This window comes from Roseovarius sp. B-10 (assembly GCF_056859295.1).
This window is the reverse complement of the sequence record NZ_JBSXOE010000016.1, coordinates 15,359-29,475: the sequence shown is the minus strand read 5'-3', so window position 1 is coordinate 29,475 and position 14,117 is coordinate 15,359. Positions and strand designations below refer to the sequence as shown.

The following is a 14,117-nucleotide window of genomic DNA, read 5'->3' as shown; positions in this document are numbered from 1 at the left end:
CTGCACAGGAACCTGTGCAGTCGCGCCGATTGTGCGCCCGCGATCAGGAATTAGTTTGGCGAGGACACAAAGCGAGAGGACGCCATCACATGACCGACGACAGCTATACCCCGCCCGAAGTCTGGACATGGGAGGGCGCCTCTGGCGGGCAGTTCGCCTCGATCAACCGGCCCATCGCCGGGGCGACCCATGACAAGGAGCTGCCGGTCGGCGAGCACCCTTTCCAGCTCTACTCGCTAGCCACGCCCAACGGCGTCAAGGTGACGGTAATGTTCGAGGAATTGCTCGCCGCCGGGCATGACGCCGAATATGACGCGTGGAAAATCGACATTGGCGAGGGCGGGCAATTCGGCAGCGGCTTTGTCGAGATCAACCCCAATTCCAAGATCCCCGCCCTTGTGGACCGCACCGGGGACGCGCCGCTGCGGGTGTTCGAGAGCGGCTCGATCCTGCTGCACCTGGCGGAGAAATACGGGGCGTTCCTGCCTGCGGGCGGCCCCGCGCGGACCGAGGTGATCAACTGGCTGATGTGGCAGATGGGCAGCGCGCCTTATCTCGGCGGCGGCTTTGGTCATTTCTACGCCTACGCGCCGGAGAAATGGCAATACCCCATCGACCGCTTCGCGATGGAGGCCAAGCGGCAGTTCGACGTGCTGAACCGCGAGCTTGCCGACAAGCCCTTCATCGCCGGAGACGAATTCACCATCGCCGACATGGCGATCTGGCCGTGGTATGGTCAGCTGTGCCTCGGGCGGCTCTACGACGCCGCGACCTTCCTCGACGCGAAGAGCTACAAGAACGTTCTCGCCTGGGCCGAGAAGATCGACGCGCGCCCGGCGGTACAGCGCGGCCGCATGGTCAACCGCAGCTTTGGCGAGCCGCATATGCAACTGCACGAGCGGCATTCGGCAGCGGATTTCGAGACCCGCACACAGGACAAGATCGGCGACGACGCCTGACGAGAGGCGCTTTCGTCCGCGCGCGGAATGGGGCATGAAGGGGCAAAAGGAGCCGCTTCATGCCCAACCGCGACACACAGCTTCTCGCCGTCCTGATCGACGCCGACAACGTCCCCGCCAAGTATGCCGACGCGATCCTGCGCGAGGTCACGAGCTATGGCGAGCCGGGGCTGCGGCGGGTCTATGGGGACTGGTCGAGCCAGCAGCTTTCGGGCTGGACCAAGACGGCGCAGAACCTCGGCCTCGTCCAGCACCAGCAGACCGCCAACACCAAGGGCAAGAACGCCAGCGATATCGGGCTGGTGATCGACGCGATGGATATCCTGCACGCGGGCCATTTCGACGGCTTCGTGCTGGTTTCGTCGGACAGCGATTTCACCCGGCTGGCCAGCCGCATCCGCGAGCAGGGGCTGACGGTGATCGGCATCGGCGAGGCCAAGGCGCCCGACGCGCTCAAGAACGCGTGCAACCGGTTCGTGGCGATCGAGAACATCTACGAGGACGTGAGCGACGCACCACGCAGCACGCCCAAGGCCAAGCTCGACAGCCACCACATCGCCGACGCGCGGCGGCTGATCTTTGACGCGATGGAAAAGATCGACAGCGATGACGAATGGTATCCGCTGGGCCGCATCGGCCAGCAGATACAGACCGACAAGCCCGATTTCGACACGCGTACATATGGCAAGAAAAAGCTGAGCGATCTCATCAAGGAACTGAAGGTGTTCGAGACCAAGCCCGGCTCGGGCAACCAGCTCTTGGTGCGGCGGGTGGATTGAGGAGCGAGGCTAATGGCCTGAAGCGGTCGTTCAGCACGACACTTGACGAGCCGCGCAGCGCCCGACCGCCGGGTGGGCGCAGTTCGGCTTGTGCTATGCGATTTATGGTGCAAGACACTTCAATGATCACCGCTACTTGCGACGTCGAGGAGCGCCCGCCCGAGGGGGCGGTCGGGCGCTGCGCGGCGGTGCTTTCAGCACCTTGATTCCGCGCATTGGCACCAAGACCCAAACGTCCCCTCCAGGCCACCCCCCTCCCTCACATCCCCAGTTCCGCCCGGATCGCCGCGCTGTCCGCACCGCGCAGGGGTGGGTCCGTGACCCGGGACACGCCCCCGTCGAAGCGGGGGGCAGGCGCAGGTGTCAGACTGTCGCCCTCGCCCTGCCACACGCCGCGCGCCGCCATGTGCGAATCGGTTGCCGCCGCGTCGGGGCGCAGCACCGGGGCGACGCAGGCATCGGACCCGGCAAAGAGCCGTGCCCAATACGCCAGCGGGCGGTCAGCGAAGATCGCGGCCAGTGCTTCGGTTTGTGCGGGCCATTGCGCGCGGTCCTGCTGCGCGGCAAAGCGCGGATCACCTCCAAGCCCCATCACATCCAGAAACGCCGCGTAGAACTGCGGCTCGAGGCACTGCACAGCAATCCATCCGCCGCAGGCGCAGGCATAGACGCGGCTCCAGTGCGGGCCGTCCAGCAGGCTCTGCCCTCGCTCCATCGACAGGTTGCCAGAGGGCATCATCGACATCAGCAGCGCCATCATGTGCGCCGAGCCATCGACGATGGCGGCATCCACCACCGTGCCCTGCCCGGTGCGCGCGGCCTGCACCAAGCCCGCGAGCAGCCCCGCGACGAGGTAGAGCGCGCCGCCGCCCACATCGCCCAGCATGGTAGGCGGCGTCAGGGGCGGGGTGCCGGGCGCGCCCGCGTACCACAGCGCACCCGAGGTGGCGAGGTAGTTGAGGTCATGCCCAGCCTGCCGGGCGCGCGGCCCGTCCTGCCCCCAGCCGGTCATCCGACCGTAGACAAGGCGCGGGTTGGCGGCGCGCATCGGCTCGGGCCCCAGCCCCAGCCGCTCCATCACGCCGGGGCGATAGCCCTCGACCAGCGCGTCGGAGCGGGCGACCAGCGCGCGCGCCACGGCGATGTCGGCCGCATCCTTTAGGTCGAGCACAATAGACCGCTTGCCGCGGTCGAGCAGGTTGCGATCACCCGCCACCGGGCTGCCCGGGCCGGGGCGGTGGATCACCACCACCTCGGCCCCCATTTCCGCCAGCATCATCGCGGCGAAGGGCGCAGGCCCCAGCCCCTCGAACTCGACCACGCGCAGCCCCGTCAGCATCCCTGTCCCCCTCCTTGTCGTGACCCGGACCATAGGACGTCTTTGCCCCGGCGCGCCACCGGGTTACGCTGTGGGCCGGAGGAACAGGAGGAGACGCCGAAATGAAAATGTCCGACAGCCGCGAGATCGCGGCCGACCGCGCGACGGTATGGGCGGCGCTGCTCAGCCCCGAGGCGCTCAAGGAATGCGTGCCCGGCGCGCAGGAGGTGACCGGGACGCCCGAGGACGGGTTCGAGGCGGTGGTGGTGCAGAAGGTCGGCCCGGTGAAGGCCACCTTCAAGGGCTCGGTGACGCTGACTGACATGGTCGAGCCCGAGAGCCTCACGCTGAGCGGCGCGGGCAAGGGGGGCACGGCGGGCCATGCCAAGGGCAGCGCCGCCGTGCGACTAGAGGAAATCGAGGGCGGCACACGGCTGCACTACGATGTCGAGGCCAGCGTCGGCGGCAAGCTCGCGCAGCTTGGCAGCCGGATCGTCGATGGCTTTGCCAAGAAGATGGCCGACCAGTTCTTTGCCCGGTTGGAAGCGGCGGTCGTCCAACCCGAGGAAGCCCCGGATGAGAATACCGCGGAGACCGACGACGAGGCCCCGAAAAAGGGCTGGTTCCGCCGCATGTTGGGATAAGGACGCGGCGCCGCGTCAGTCGGCGCCGCCCGCGCCACGCGAGACCACCGGGGCACCCGATTCGGCGGCGATCAACCGCGCGATGCGGTGGGCGATCGCGCGGCTGCCCTTGAACGAGGGGTGGATACGGTCCATCGCGTGGTAGGACAGATCGCCATGCTGGACCATGTCGGCGAGCTGCAGGAAATACACCCCGCCATCCAGCCCGGCAAGCCGCGCAAGTCGCGCGTCGAGCATGTCGCCCTCGTCGGCGCAATGCTCGATCGGAGAGCCGTTGCCCGGCGTGCGCATGTAACCCACGAGCAGCACCTGCGCCCCGTCGTGCCGCGCCCGCGAGGCAAGGCCAGGGATCACGCCGCGCCGCCCATCCTCGGAAATCATCTGGTCCATCTTGCGCTCGCAGCGGTTGCAGCCGCAGCCGAGCCACAGGTCGTTGCCGCCACCGCCCAGCACGACCCAATCCCAGTCGCCACGGCGATATTGCTTGGCGATGTTGAGGCCAAGGGCGCCGGAGATCGGCAGCCGATAGAGAAACCGTGCGCCGCCCACCGAATTGTCCACGAGATGCGCGTCAAGCGCGGCGCGCAGGCGCGTGCCGACGGAGCCGCCCGCCAGTTTGTGCATGGCAAAGAGCGAATCGCCCATCATCAGGATGCGTGGCCCGTTCTGGCCCCCGGCATGGGCCAACCCTGCTTGGGTGATGGACAACAGGAAAAGGGCGGTCAGAAATCGGGTGAGCATGGCATTTCCCACAGATCAAATCGGTCCCACCCGATGATGCTTATAGCAAAGACGAGGCGCGCTGTCGCGCATAACCATCGCACAGATTGTTTCCAGATTGGAACTGCGCGCCACCGCACAGGTGGATGGCCGCCCACGCCGCTTGCGGTCGCGCGCCAACCGACTAGGTTGCGATCAAATCAGAAGGGGGCAGACGGACATGGCGGCCATCGTCGAGGTCGAGAACCTCAGCAAGACCTACAAGGGCGGCTTCACCGCGCTGCGCGGCGTATCGCTCGCCATCGAGCGCGGCGAAATCCTTGCGCTGCTCGGTCCCAACGGCGCGGGCAAGACCACGCTCATCTCGGCGCTGTGCGGCATCACCACGCCCTCGGGCGGCCAGGCGCGGATCGGCGGGCACGACATCCTGCGCGACTGGCGCAAGGCGCGGCACCTCGTGGGCCTCGTGCCGCAGGAGGTGGCGCTCGAGCCGTTCGAGAAGGTCATCAACACGGTGCGATTCTCGCGCGGGCTGTTTGGCAAGGGGCGCGACGATGTGCTGGTCGAGCGCGTGCTACGGCAGCTCTCGCTGTGGGACAAGCGGAACGCGCGCACGCGCGAACTGTCGGGCGGAATGAAGCGCCGGGTGCTCATCGCCAAGGCGCTCTGTCACGAGCCGCAGGTGCTGTTTCTCGACGAGCCGACGGCGGGCGTCGATGTCGAACTGCGCCGCGACATGTGGGAGGTGGTGCGCGGTTTGAAGGAAAGCGGCGTCACCATCATCCTCACCACCCATTACATCGAGGAGGCCGAGGCGATGGCCGACCGCGTCGCCGTCATCAACGGCGGCGAGATCCTGTTGGTCGAGGACAAGGCCGCGCTGATGCACAGGATGGGGCGCAAGACGCTGCGCATCGACCTCGCCGAGCCGGTGGACGCGGTGCCGGACGCGCTCGACGGATACGATCTCGAGCGGATCGAGGACGGCGCGGCGCTGCTCTATCATTACGACACGCGCGGCGAGGGCACCGGCATCACGCGGCTGTTGCAGGCGCTGGCGCGCGAGGGGCTCGGCTTGCGCGATATCGAGACCCGGCAAAGCAGCCTCGAAGAGATTTTCGTGGACCTTGTGCGGGAGGACGCCGCATGAACCTGCACGCGATCTGGGCGATTTACGTCTACGAGATGAAGCGGTTCTTCCGCACGATATTCGAAAGCCTGCTGTCGCCGGTGATTTCCACCACGCTCTATTTCGTCGTCTTCGGCGCGGCCATCGGAAGCCGTATCGAGCAGGTGGAGGGCGTGAGCTACGGGGCCTTCATCGTGCCGGGCCTCATCATGCTGAGCGTGATGACACAGGCCATTTCCAACGCCTCTTTCGGTATCTACTTTCCGAAATTCATCGGCACAATCTACGAGCTTCTGTCGGCGCCGGTGAATTTCATCGAGATCGTGATCGGCTATGTCGGCGCGGCGGCGACCAAGTCGCTGTTGATCGGGGGGGTGATCCTCGTTACCGCGCGGCTGTTCGTGGAGATAAATATTCATCACCCGGTTATGATGCTGGGCTTTCTGGTGATGATCTGCATCTCCTTTGCGCTGTTCGGGTTCATCATCGGCATCTGGTCGGAGAATTTCCAGCAGTTACAGCTCATCCCTCTTCTCGTCATCACGCCGCTGGTGTTCCTGGGCGGGGCGTTCTACTCGGTCTCGATGCTGCCGCCCGCGTGGCAGACGGTGACGCTGTTCAACCCGGTGGTCTATCTCATCTCCGGATTTCGCTGGTCGTTCTTCGGGGTGGCCGATGTCAGCCCGGGGCTGAGCCTGCTGGCGGTGGCGGTGTTTTTCGCGCTGTGCCTCGGGGCGGTCTGGGCGATCTTTCGCACTGGCTATCGCATCAAGTCCTGAGCGCGGGGTGATGTTTTCCCGCACCGCCGCGCCTGCGGGGCACGCGCCGCCTTGTCTGTCGCCCCCGCGCACTCTACATCGGGCCGGATGAGACATCTTGTCCCCTTCCTCAACCGGCCACCGCGCGTGGCCGTCATCCGCCTCGCTGGCGTCATCGGGTCGGGGCCGCGCGCGGCCCTGAGCGACGAGGCGTTAGGCCCGGTGATCGAAAAGGCGTTTCGCCGCGGCAAGCCCGCAGCGGTGGCGCTGGAGATCAACTCGCCCGGCGGCTCGCCGGTGCAATCCTCGCTCATTGCCGCGCGCATCCGGCGGCTGGCGGAGGAGAAGGAGATCCCCGTGCATGCCTTTGTCGAGGATGTGGCGGCCTCGGGCGGGTACTGGCTGGCGGCGGCGGCGGACGATATCCGCGTCGATCACGCCTCGATCCTCGGCTCCATCGGGGTGATCTCTGCGGGGTTCGGGGCGGACGTGTTCCTCAAGCGGCAGGGGATCGAGCGGCGGGTCTATACCGCCGGCAAGTCCAAGAGCACGCTCGACCCGTTCCTACCGGAAAAGCCAGAGGACGTGGCCCGGCTCAAGACCGTTCTCGACGATATCCACACTGCCTTCATCACCCATGTGAAGGACCGCCGCGGTGGGCGGCTTGCCGACGCGCCGGACCTGTTCTCGGGCGAGTTCTGGCTGGGAGGCAAGGCGATCGAACTTGGCCTCGCCGACGGGTTCGGCCACCTGGTGCCGCGCATGAAGGAGGTCTACGGCGACAAGGTTCGGCTGGTGCGCTACGGGCGTCGGCGGGGGCTGTTGTCACGCTTCGGCGCACATCTCGCCCAGGACGCGGTGGCGGCACTTGAGGACCGGGCGCATTACGCCCGGTTCGGGCTTTGACATGATCGTCAAGATCGTCCTCCTCTTCCTTATCGCGATGGGCGTGCTGGCCATGTTCGGGCGGCTGCGTTTTCCAGGCCAAAAGCGGCTTGAAGCCGCAAAATGCCGCAAGTGCGGACGCTTCCGGATCGGCAAGGGGCCGTGCGCTTGCGAGAAAGGTCCGCGCACATGATGCCGTGGGTCATGGTGGGACTCGGCCTTGTCATCCTGTTGCTGGCAGGCGATGCGCTGGTCAAGGGCGCGGTCAATCTGGCGCTGCGCATCGGCATCCCCGCCCTGATCGTCAGCCTGACGGTGGTGGCGTTCGGCACCTCGGCGCCGGAACTGCTGATTTCCGTCAATGCCGTGCTCGCCGACAAGCCGGGGCTCGCGCTTGGCAACGTGGTCGGCTCCAATACCGCCAACGTGCTGCTGGTGCTGGGCATTCCCGCGCTCATCGCGGTGATGCACACAAGCGGCTGCAACTGCAAGCGCTCCTATTTCCAGATGCTCGCGGCGACCGTGCTGTTCATCGCGCTGGCGTTTCGCGGCAGCTTCGACTGGATTGCCGGGCTGGTCCTGCTCGGCGCGCTGGCGCTGATGCTCGGGGATGCATTTCGCAACGCGGTCACGCATCGACGCGAGGCAGCCGCCGCGGCGCTGCTGGCGGCGGACGGAGATGATGTCGAGGGCGCGGACCCTGACATGCCGTGGTGGCAGATCATCACCTTCCTGGTGCTGGGCCTCGTCGGCCTGCCGCTGGGCGCCGACATCCTCGTGGACAACGCCTCGATCCTCGCCATCCGCTACGGCGTGAGCGAGGCGGCGATCGGGCTGACGCTGGTGGCGCTCGGCACCTCGCTGCCGGAACTGGCCACGACGGTGATGGCCGCGATCCGACGGCAGGCGGACGTGGCGCTCGGCAACGTGATCGGGTCGAACATGTTCAACCTGCTCGCCATCATCGGCATCACCGCGCTCATTGGCGAGGTGCCGGTGGATCGCGAATTCCTGGTGTTCGACCTGTGGGTGATGCTCGCCGCGTCGCTCATGCTCATTCCGTTCGTGATCCTGTGCAGGGATCTCGGACGGCTCTGGGGGATCCTATTGACAGCCGCCTATGTGGGCTATGTCACGCTCGTGCTGGTATGAACGGAGACAGGGCATGACACGGGCATTGGTAACGGGAGCGGGCAAGCGGCTGGGCCGGGCGATGGCGCTGGAACTGGCGCGGCAGGGATGCGATGTGGCGGTGCATTATGCCACCTCGCAAGCCGAGGCAGAGGCCACCGCAGCGGCGATCCGCGACATGGGGCGGCAGGCGGTGACGCTGCGCGCCGACCTGCTGGACGAGGCACAGGTGGTGCCGCTGGTGGCGCGCGCAGCCGAGGCGCTGGGCGGACCGATCCTGACGCTGGTCAACAACGCCTCGATCTTCGAGTATGACAGCATCGCGACCGCCACCCGTGAAAGCTGGGACCGGCACATCGGAAGCAACCTGCGCGCGCCCTTCGTACTAATGCAGGAGATGGCCCGCGCGGTACCGGAGCCCGGCATCGATGAGAACGGCGAGCCCCGCGCGCGCGGACTTGTCGTCAACATGATCGATCAGCGCGTGCGCAAGCTCACCCCGGAGTTCATGACCTACACCATCTCCAAGATGGGGCTGTGGGCGGTGACGCAGACCGGGGCGCAGGCGCTGGCCCCGCGTGTCCGCGTCAACGCCATCGGTCCGGGCCCCACGCTACAGGGCCATCGCCAGAGCGACACGCATTTCGCCCGCCAGCGCGCAGCGACCGTTCTGGGCCGCGGTGCCAACGAGGGCGACGTCACCGCCGCGCTGGCCTACCTGCTGCATGCGCCCGCGGTGACCGGGCAGCTTATCTGCGCGGATGGCGGTCAGCATCTTGGCTGGCGGACGCCGGACGTGCTCGGCCCCGAGTGAGAACATGAACCCTTATCTGAGTTTTGCACCGGTCATGATTCCTTCACAGAAGCGTTACAGAAAGCTTAATGATTTCAATAATCTGTCAGAGGCATATAAAGTTATCGTTCATTATCAGCATGTTACATAATTGCCCAAAAAGTAGGCATTCCGACGAAGCCAGCCGGATCAAACGGATTTTTTCCTTTGGTCGAAATTTGTCTCCAGCTTTATCCACAGGAATCGTGGACAGCTTGCCTCTTGCCCCGGTCCCGGGGACGTTGCAGGCGACCGCGGGAATCATATCCTGTCCCGGATGACCGACACCGATCCGACACCACCCGCCACCGGCGCCGACGTGATTCGCGGCTACCTGCGCACGCTCGACTCGTCGCCCGGTGTCTACCGGATGCTCGATGCGGAATCGCGCGTGCTCTACGTCGGCAAGGCGCGCAACCTGCGCGCGCGGGTGTCGAACTATGCCCGCGCCACCGGCCACACGCCGCGCATCGCCCGGATGATCCGGGAAACCGCGTCGATGATGTTCCTGACTACGGCGACCGAGACCGAGGCGCTGCTGCTGGAGCAGAACCTGATCAAGCAGTTGAAGCCGCGCTACAACGTGCTGTTGCGCGACGACAAGAGCTTTCCCAACATCCTCGTCACCGCGCATGACTATCCTATGATCCGCAAGCATCGCGGCGCCAAGCGCGACAAGGGCAGCTATTACGGCCCCTTCGCCGGCGCCGGCGCGGTCAACCGCACGCTGGCACAGTTGCAGCGGGTCTTTCAGCTGCGCAATTGCTCTGATGCGATGTTCGAGAGCCGCACGCGCCCCTGTCTGCAATACCAGATCAAGCGCTGCACCGCGCCCTGCGTCGGCAAGATATCCAAGGCCGAGTATGCCGTTCAGGTCCGCGATGCCAAGCGATACCTATCGGGGCGGTCCACCGAGATACAGGAGAAGCTGGCCACCGAGATGGCGCAGGCCGCCGAGGCGATGGAGTACGAACGCGCCGCCGCGCTGCGCGACCGGATCAAGGCGCTGACGCAGGTGCAGACCGCGCAAGGCATCAACCCGCGCACGGTGACCGAGGCCGACGTGATCGCGCTGCACCTCGAAAACGGGCAGGCCTGCGTGCAGGTGTTCTTCATCCGCGCCGGGCAGAACTGGGGTAACCGCGATTTCTATCCGCGCGTCGGCCCGGATGTGGAGGAGCCCGAGGTGCTGGAGGCCTTCATCGGGCAGTTCTACGATGGCAAGGAGCCGCCCCGCGCGCTGATCCTGTCGCATGACATCGAGAGCCCTGACCTGATGCAACAGGCGCTGTCGGAAAAGCTGGGCCGCAAGGTCACGCTCAACGTGCCCCTGCGCGGGGAAAAGGCGGAACTGGTCGACGCCGCCCTGCGCAACGCGCGCGAGAGCCTCGCGCGGAAGATGGCCGAGACGGCGACGCAGGGAAAACTGCTCAGGGGGCTGGCGGAGGCGTTCGACCTGCCCGCCCCGCCCCAGCGGATCGAGGTCTATGACAACAGCCATATCCAGGGCACCAACGCCGTTGGCGCGATGATCGTGGCGGGGCCCGACGGGTTGATGAAAAACCAATACCGGAAGTTCAACATCAAGGGCGACAACCTGACCCCCGGTGACGATTTCGGGATGATGAAAGAGGTGCTGACCCGCCGCTTCAAGCGCCTGCTGAAGGACGACCCCGACCGCAGCCACGGCCACTGGCCCGACCTGCTGCTGATCGACGGCGGCGCGGGACAGGTGAGCGCGGTTGCGGGGATCATGCGCGAGATGGGGGTCGAGGACATCCCGATGGTGGGTGTGGCCAAGGGCGTGGACCGCGACCACGGCAAGGAAGAATTCCACCGCACGGGCAAGCGGCCCATGGCGCTGCGCAGGGGTGATCCGGTGCTCTATTTCATCCAGCGCCTGCGCGACGAGGCGCACCGCTTCGCCATCGGCACGCACCGCGCCAAGCGCGCCAAGTCGGTCTCGGCCACGCCGCTCGACGAGGTGCCGGGCGTGGGCGCGGCGCGCAAGCGCGCGCTGCTCGCGCATTTCGGCAGTGCCAAGGCGGTGAGCCGCGCCAACCTCGCCGATCTCAAGGCGGTGGAGGGCGTGTCGGACCGGCTGGCGCAGAAGCTCTACGATTTCTTTCACGAGCGGGGCTAAAGCCCGCGCCTGCGATCAGGTGGGTTGACAGGGTGAAGAAAATTAATGAACATGAATTCAGTTTCATATTGAGTCACCCATGCCCCCTGCCATACGTCCCCACCCCGCACCGCAAGACGCCCACAGCTATTCGCAGGCCCTCGCCGCTGAGGCCGAGGGCCTGTCCAAGGGTCAGCGCACGGCGCAGGCGATTCGCATTGCCGCCTGTCATCTGCTGGAACAGAGCGCGCCGCAGGATCTGACCATCGCCGCCATCTGCGGGCGCGCGGGCGTGGCCAACGGCACTTTCTACCTCTACTTTCCCGATCAGGCACAGCTTCTCGATGACCTGCTGCAGGGCTTCGCCAGCTTCCTGCAAACCGGCATGATCCAGGCGGGTCACAGCCAGCCCGACCACCCGATGCGCGCCGCGACCGAAGCCTATGTGCACCTCTTCGAGGCCAATCGCGGGCTGATGAAATGCCTGGTCCACCATCTCGATGCATTTCCGGCGGCGCGCGCGGCCTTTCACCGGCTCAACCGCGACTGGATCGCCACCGTGGTCGAGGCCACCCGCCGCCGCCACACCCGCGACGGGCGCGACGCGCTGCCCGAGGACGAACTTACCCGCCGCGCCTATGCGCTTGGGGGAATGACCGATCACTACCTCTCAAGCCTCCACCTCTCGCGCGAGCCGGGGCTGGTAGCGGTCTCTTCCAACCGCGCGGCGGTAATCGCAACGCTCACCACCCTCTGGGAACGGGGATTGCAACCATGATCCTGCTCGATAAGGCCGAATTCGCCAGCCACGACCGCCTGCGCGCCCACCAGGCCGCTGCCTGGGCCAGACAGGGCTATTACGTCGCGCGCCACTCGGCCTTTTACCGCGATCTGTGGCAGGGCGCGGCCCCGCCCGCCGATCTGGCGGACCTGCCCGCCCTGCCCCTCTCGGACAAATCGCAACTGCGCGTGGCGCAGGCCGATCACCCGCCTTTCGGACATTACATGGCCGCCCCGCGCCGCGACGCGGTGCGCCTGCACCGCACCTCCGGCACCACCGGGCAGGCGATGAACCTCGCGCTTTCCGCGCGTGACTGCGCGGTGACAGAGACGGTGGGCGGGCGCTGCCAGTCCTCCGCAGGGCTGACCCCCGATCACACGGTCGTTCACTGCCTGAATTACCAGATGTGGATGGGCGGGCTGACCGATCACATGACGCTTCAGGCCACCGGCGCGCTGGTGGTGCCCTTCGGCGTCGGTTCCACCGAGTTGCTGGTGCGCACCATCCGCGAAGTGGGAATCACCGCGATTTCCTGCACACCGTCCTATCCGGCGGTGCTGGAGCGCGTCATCGCCGAACGTTTCCCCGACCTGACCCCTCGCGACCTTGGCCTGAAACTGGGACTATTCGGCGGCGAGGCGGGGCTTGACGATCCGGCCTTCCGCACCCGCCTAAAGGACGTCTGGGGCATGGAGCCGCGCAACGCCAATTACGGCGTCTCGGACGTGTTCTGCAACTTCGCGGCGCAATGCGAGCATGACACGCGGCTGCATTTCATGGGGGCCGACGTGCTCTGGCCCGAACTGATCGAGCCCGAGACGGGCAGCCCCCTGTCCCTCGCCGCAGGCCAGACTGGCGAACTTGTGCTTACCCACCTCGTGCGCGACTGTCAGCCTCAGGTGCGCTTTCGCAGTGGCGACATCATCACCGTGGACGAAACCGCGCCCTGCACTTGCGGGCGCACCGGCTTCCGCTTTCGCGTGGTGGGACGCTCGGATGACATGGTCGTTGTGCGCGGGCTCAACCTGTTTCCCACAATGGTCGCCGCCGTGCTCAACCGGTATCCGACGCTCTCGGGCGATTACCGAATTCCGCTCGACACGCCCCCTCCCTATGACAGCCTGCCGGTCACGGCGGAACTGTCCAAGGGGCGCGACGCCGCCCCGGGGCTGGCCGAGGAGATCGCACAGGCGATCAAGCGCGACCTCGGGGCGACCGCCCGGGTGACACTGGTGCCGCATGGCACCTTCCCGCTGACCGAAGGCAAGACCCGACGTGTGCAAAGGACTTACACATGACCGATTTCACCTACGCGACCGTGCTTAGCGCGTTGCACGAGGGGGCCGTGCGCCGCATCACCCTCAACCGTCCTGACCGGCTCAACGCGATGAACCGGGCGCTGATCGACGATGTGACCCGCGCCTTTGACGACGCCAATGCCGACCCGGAGACCCGCGCCATCGTGCTGACCGGCGCGGGCAAGGCATTCTGCGCGGGCGACGACCGGCAGGATCATGTCCACCCCGCCTCCGAGGAAGAGGCGCGCGATCTGGTGCTGGCGATCCAGCGCGCGACGCATGCGATCACATTGGGACCGAAACCGGTGGTCGGCGGGATCAACGGATGGGCCGTGGGCGGCGGCTTTGAATGGGCGATCAACTGCGATTTCCCGATCTGGGCCGAGAGCGCGCGCGGATTTTTCCCCGAAGTCTCGCTCAACCTGTTCGTGACCGGCGGGGTGACGACGCTGCTGCCCGCGCTTGTCGGGTTGGTCAAGGCACGTGAAATGCTCTTCTTCGGCGACCGCTACGATGCCGCGACGTTGCACGAGATGGGGTTGGCGTGGAAAACCGCACCCGACGGGGATCTCCTCAACACCGCCCATGCCACCGCCCGCCGGCTCGCCGACCTGCCGCCGCTCTCTGTGCGGGCGATGAAGCGTGTGCTCAACGCCACCGCCACCCCTGACCTTCGCCGCGCCATGGACCTCGAGACCGAGGCCACCGTCGCGGGATTCATGGACCCCGAGACCACCCGACGTCTGCGCGACTTTTAGGGT

At 66.3% G+C, this 14,117-nt stretch carries 15 protein-coding genes; 13 read left to right on the top strand and 2 right to left on the bottom strand.

Annotated elements, in window-relative coordinates; translation table 11 throughout:
* The first annotated feature begins 89 nt into the window (after nucleotides 1–89).
* Both yghU and AC13D8_RS01585 read left to right on the top strand, forming a co-directional pair.
* Nucleotides 90–959, top strand: a complete 870-nt coding sequence (yghU, locus tag AC13D8_RS01590) for a glutathione-dependent disulfide-bond oxidoreductase (protein ID WP_482967332.1) — start codon at nucleotides 90–92, stop codon at nucleotides 957–959.
* Between the two features lie 59 nt (nucleotides 960–1,018).
* Nucleotides 1,019–1,738: an NYN domain-containing protein gene (locus AC13D8_RS01585; protein WP_104018684.1), complete on the top strand. Its 720-nt coding sequence runs from the start codon at nucleotides 1,019–1,021 to the stop codon at nucleotides 1,736–1,738.
* Between the two features lie 259 nt (nucleotides 1,739–1,997).
* Here AC13D8_RS01585 and AC13D8_RS01580 read toward each other — a convergent pair whose 3' ends face one another.
* A complete protein-coding gene (locus AC13D8_RS01580) occupies nucleotides 1,998–3,077 on the bottom strand; it encodes a CaiB/BaiF CoA transferase family protein (RefSeq protein WP_482967331.1) in 1,080 nt (359 codons plus the stop codon).
* A gap of 101 nt (nucleotides 3,078–3,178) precedes the next feature.
* On the opposite strand from AC13D8_RS01580, the gene AC13D8_RS01575 reads away from it, so the two are divergent.
* Nucleotides 3,179–3,700 (top strand): SRPBCC family protein, encoded by a 522-nt coding sequence (locus AC13D8_RS01575; RefSeq protein ID WP_482967330.1) that lies wholly within the window; start codon nucleotides 3,179–3,181, stop codon nucleotides 3,698–3,700.
* A gap of 15 nt (nucleotides 3,701–3,715) precedes the next feature.
* Here AC13D8_RS01575 and AC13D8_RS01570 read toward each other — a convergent pair whose 3' ends face one another.
* Nucleotides 3,716–4,441: an SGNH/GDSL hydrolase family protein gene (locus tag AC13D8_RS01570; protein WP_482967329.1), complete on the bottom strand. Its 726-nt coding sequence runs from the start codon at nucleotides 4,439–4,441 to the stop codon at nucleotides 3,716–3,718.
* Nucleotides 4,442–4,640: 199 nt separating this feature from the next.
* Here AC13D8_RS01570 and AC13D8_RS01565 point away from each other — a divergent pair, with 199 nt between their 5' ends.
* The 10 genes from AC13D8_RS01565 to AC13D8_RS01520 all read left to right on the top strand — a co-directional run bounded on the left by AC13D8_RS01565 (nucleotide 4,641) and on the right by AC13D8_RS01520 (nucleotide 14,114).
* Nucleotides 4,641–5,570, top strand: a complete 930-nt coding sequence (locus tag AC13D8_RS01565; RefSeq protein WP_482967328.1) for an ABC transporter ATP-binding protein — start codon at nucleotides 4,641–4,643, stop codon at nucleotides 5,568–5,570.
* Nucleotides 5,567–6,328, top strand: a complete 762-nt coding sequence (locus tag AC13D8_RS01560) for an ABC transporter permease (RefSeq protein ID WP_104018679.1) — start codon at nucleotides 5,567–5,569, stop codon at nucleotides 6,326–6,328. The genes AC13D8_RS01565 and AC13D8_RS01560 overlap by 4 nt, the downstream gene beginning before the upstream one ends.
* Before the next feature lie 87 nt (nucleotides 6,329–6,415).
* Nucleotides 6,416–7,213 (top strand): S49 family peptidase, encoded by a 798-nt coding sequence (locus tag AC13D8_RS01555; RefSeq protein WP_482967327.1) that lies wholly within the window; start codon nucleotides 6,416–6,418, stop codon nucleotides 7,211–7,213.
* A gap of 1 nt (nucleotide 7,214) precedes the next feature.
* A complete protein-coding gene (locus AC13D8_RS01550) occupies nucleotides 7,215–7,385 on the top strand; it encodes a hypothetical protein (protein ID WP_164989211.1) in 171 nt (56 codons plus the stop codon).
* The gene (locus tag AC13D8_RS01545) at nucleotides 7,382–8,344 is read left to right on the top strand and encodes a calcium/sodium antiporter (protein ID WP_482967326.1); all 963 of its coding nucleotides are present in this window, start codon (nucleotides 7,382–7,384) and stop codon (nucleotides 8,342–8,344) included. Before AC13D8_RS01550 ends, AC13D8_RS01545 begins: the two co-directional genes overlap by 4 nt.
* 13 nt (nucleotides 8,345–8,357) lie before the next feature.
* Nucleotides 8,358–9,137 carry an SDR family oxidoreductase gene (locus AC13D8_RS01540; RefSeq protein ID WP_104018676.1) on the top strand — a complete coding sequence of 260 codons (780 nt, stop codon included), beginning with the start codon at nucleotides 8,358–8,360 and terminating at the stop codon, nucleotides 9,135–9,137.
* 295 nt (nucleotides 9,138–9,432) lie between these two features.
* Nucleotides 9,433–11,298, top strand: a complete 1,866-nt coding sequence (gene uvrC / locus AC13D8_RS01535; RefSeq protein WP_482967325.1) for an excinuclease ABC subunit UvrC — start codon at nucleotides 9,433–9,435, stop codon at nucleotides 11,296–11,298.
* 79 nt (nucleotides 11,299–11,377) lie between these two features.
* Nucleotides 11,378–12,055, top strand: a complete 678-nt coding sequence (locus AC13D8_RS01530) for a TetR/AcrR family transcriptional regulator (protein ID WP_482967324.1) — start codon at nucleotides 11,378–11,380, stop codon at nucleotides 12,053–12,055.
* Nucleotides 12,052–13,356 (top strand): phenylacetate--CoA ligase family protein, encoded by a 1,305-nt coding sequence (locus tag AC13D8_RS01525; protein WP_482967323.1) that lies wholly within the window; start codon nucleotides 12,052–12,054, stop codon nucleotides 13,354–13,356. Before AC13D8_RS01530 ends, AC13D8_RS01525 begins: the two co-directional genes overlap by 4 nt.
* A complete protein-coding gene (locus tag AC13D8_RS01520) occupies nucleotides 13,353–14,114 on the top strand; it encodes an enoyl-CoA hydratase/isomerase family protein (RefSeq protein WP_482967322.1) in 762 nt (253 codons plus the stop codon). The genes AC13D8_RS01525 and AC13D8_RS01520 overlap by 4 nt, the downstream gene beginning before the upstream one ends.
* Nucleotides 14,115–14,117 lie beyond the last annotated feature (3 nt).

Excerpts from the sequence above, each read along its gene's own strand:
- AC13D8_RS01540 (WP_104018676.1), top strand. The coding sequence starts at position 8,358 with ATGACACGGGCATTGGTAACGGGAGCGGGCAAGCGGCTGGGCCGGGCG.
- AC13D8_RS01565 (WP_482967328.1), top strand. The coding sequence starts at position 4,641 with ATGGCGGCCATCGTCGAGGTCGAGAACCTCAGCAAGACCTACAAGGGC.
- AC13D8_RS01585 (WP_104018684.1), top strand. The coding sequence starts at position 1,019 with ATGCCCAACCGCGACACACAGCTTCTCGCCGTCCTGATCGACGCCGAC.
- yghU (WP_482967332.1), top strand. The coding sequence starts at position 90 with ATGACCGACGACAGCTATACCCCGCCCGAAGTCTGGACATGGGAGGGC.
- AC13D8_RS01550 (WP_164989211.1), top strand. The coding sequence starts at position 7,215 with ATGATCGTCAAGATCGTCCTCCTCTTCCTTATCGCGATGGGCGTGCTG.
- AC13D8_RS01555 (WP_482967327.1), top strand. The coding sequence starts at position 6,416 with ATGAGACATCTTGTCCCCTTCCTCAACCGGCCACCGCGCGTGGCCGTC.
- AC13D8_RS01520 (WP_482967322.1), top strand. The coding sequence starts at position 13,353 with ATGACCGATTTCACCTACGCGACCGTGCTTAGCGCGTTGCACGAGGGG.
- AC13D8_RS01560 (WP_104018679.1), top strand. The coding sequence starts at position 5,567 with ATGAACCTGCACGCGATCTGGGCGATTTACGTCTACGAGATGAAGCGG.
- AC13D8_RS01525 (WP_482967323.1), top strand. The coding sequence starts at position 12,052 with ATGATCCTGCTCGATAAGGCCGAATTCGCCAGCCACGACCGCCTGCGC.
- AC13D8_RS01530 (WP_482967324.1), top strand. The coding sequence starts at position 11,378 with ATGCCCCCTGCCATACGTCCCCACCCCGCACCGCAAGACGCCCACAGC.
- AC13D8_RS01570 (WP_482967329.1), bottom strand. The coding sequence starts at position 4,441 with ATGCTCACCCGATTTCTGACCGCCCTTTTCCTGTTGTCCATCACCCAA.
- AC13D8_RS01545 (WP_482967326.1), top strand. The coding sequence starts at position 7,382 with ATGATGCCGTGGGTCATGGTGGGACTCGGCCTTGTCATCCTGTTGCTG.
- AC13D8_RS01575 (WP_482967330.1), top strand. The coding sequence starts at position 3,179 with ATGAAAATGTCCGACAGCCGCGAGATCGCGGCCGACCGCGCGACGGTA.
- AC13D8_RS01580 (WP_482967331.1), bottom strand. The coding sequence starts at position 3,077 with ATGCTGACGGGGCTGCGCGTGGTCGAGTTCGAGGGGCTGGGGCCTGCG.
- uvrC (WP_482967325.1), top strand. The coding sequence starts at position 9,433 with ATGACCGACACCGATCCGACACCACCCGCCACCGGCGCCGACGTGATT.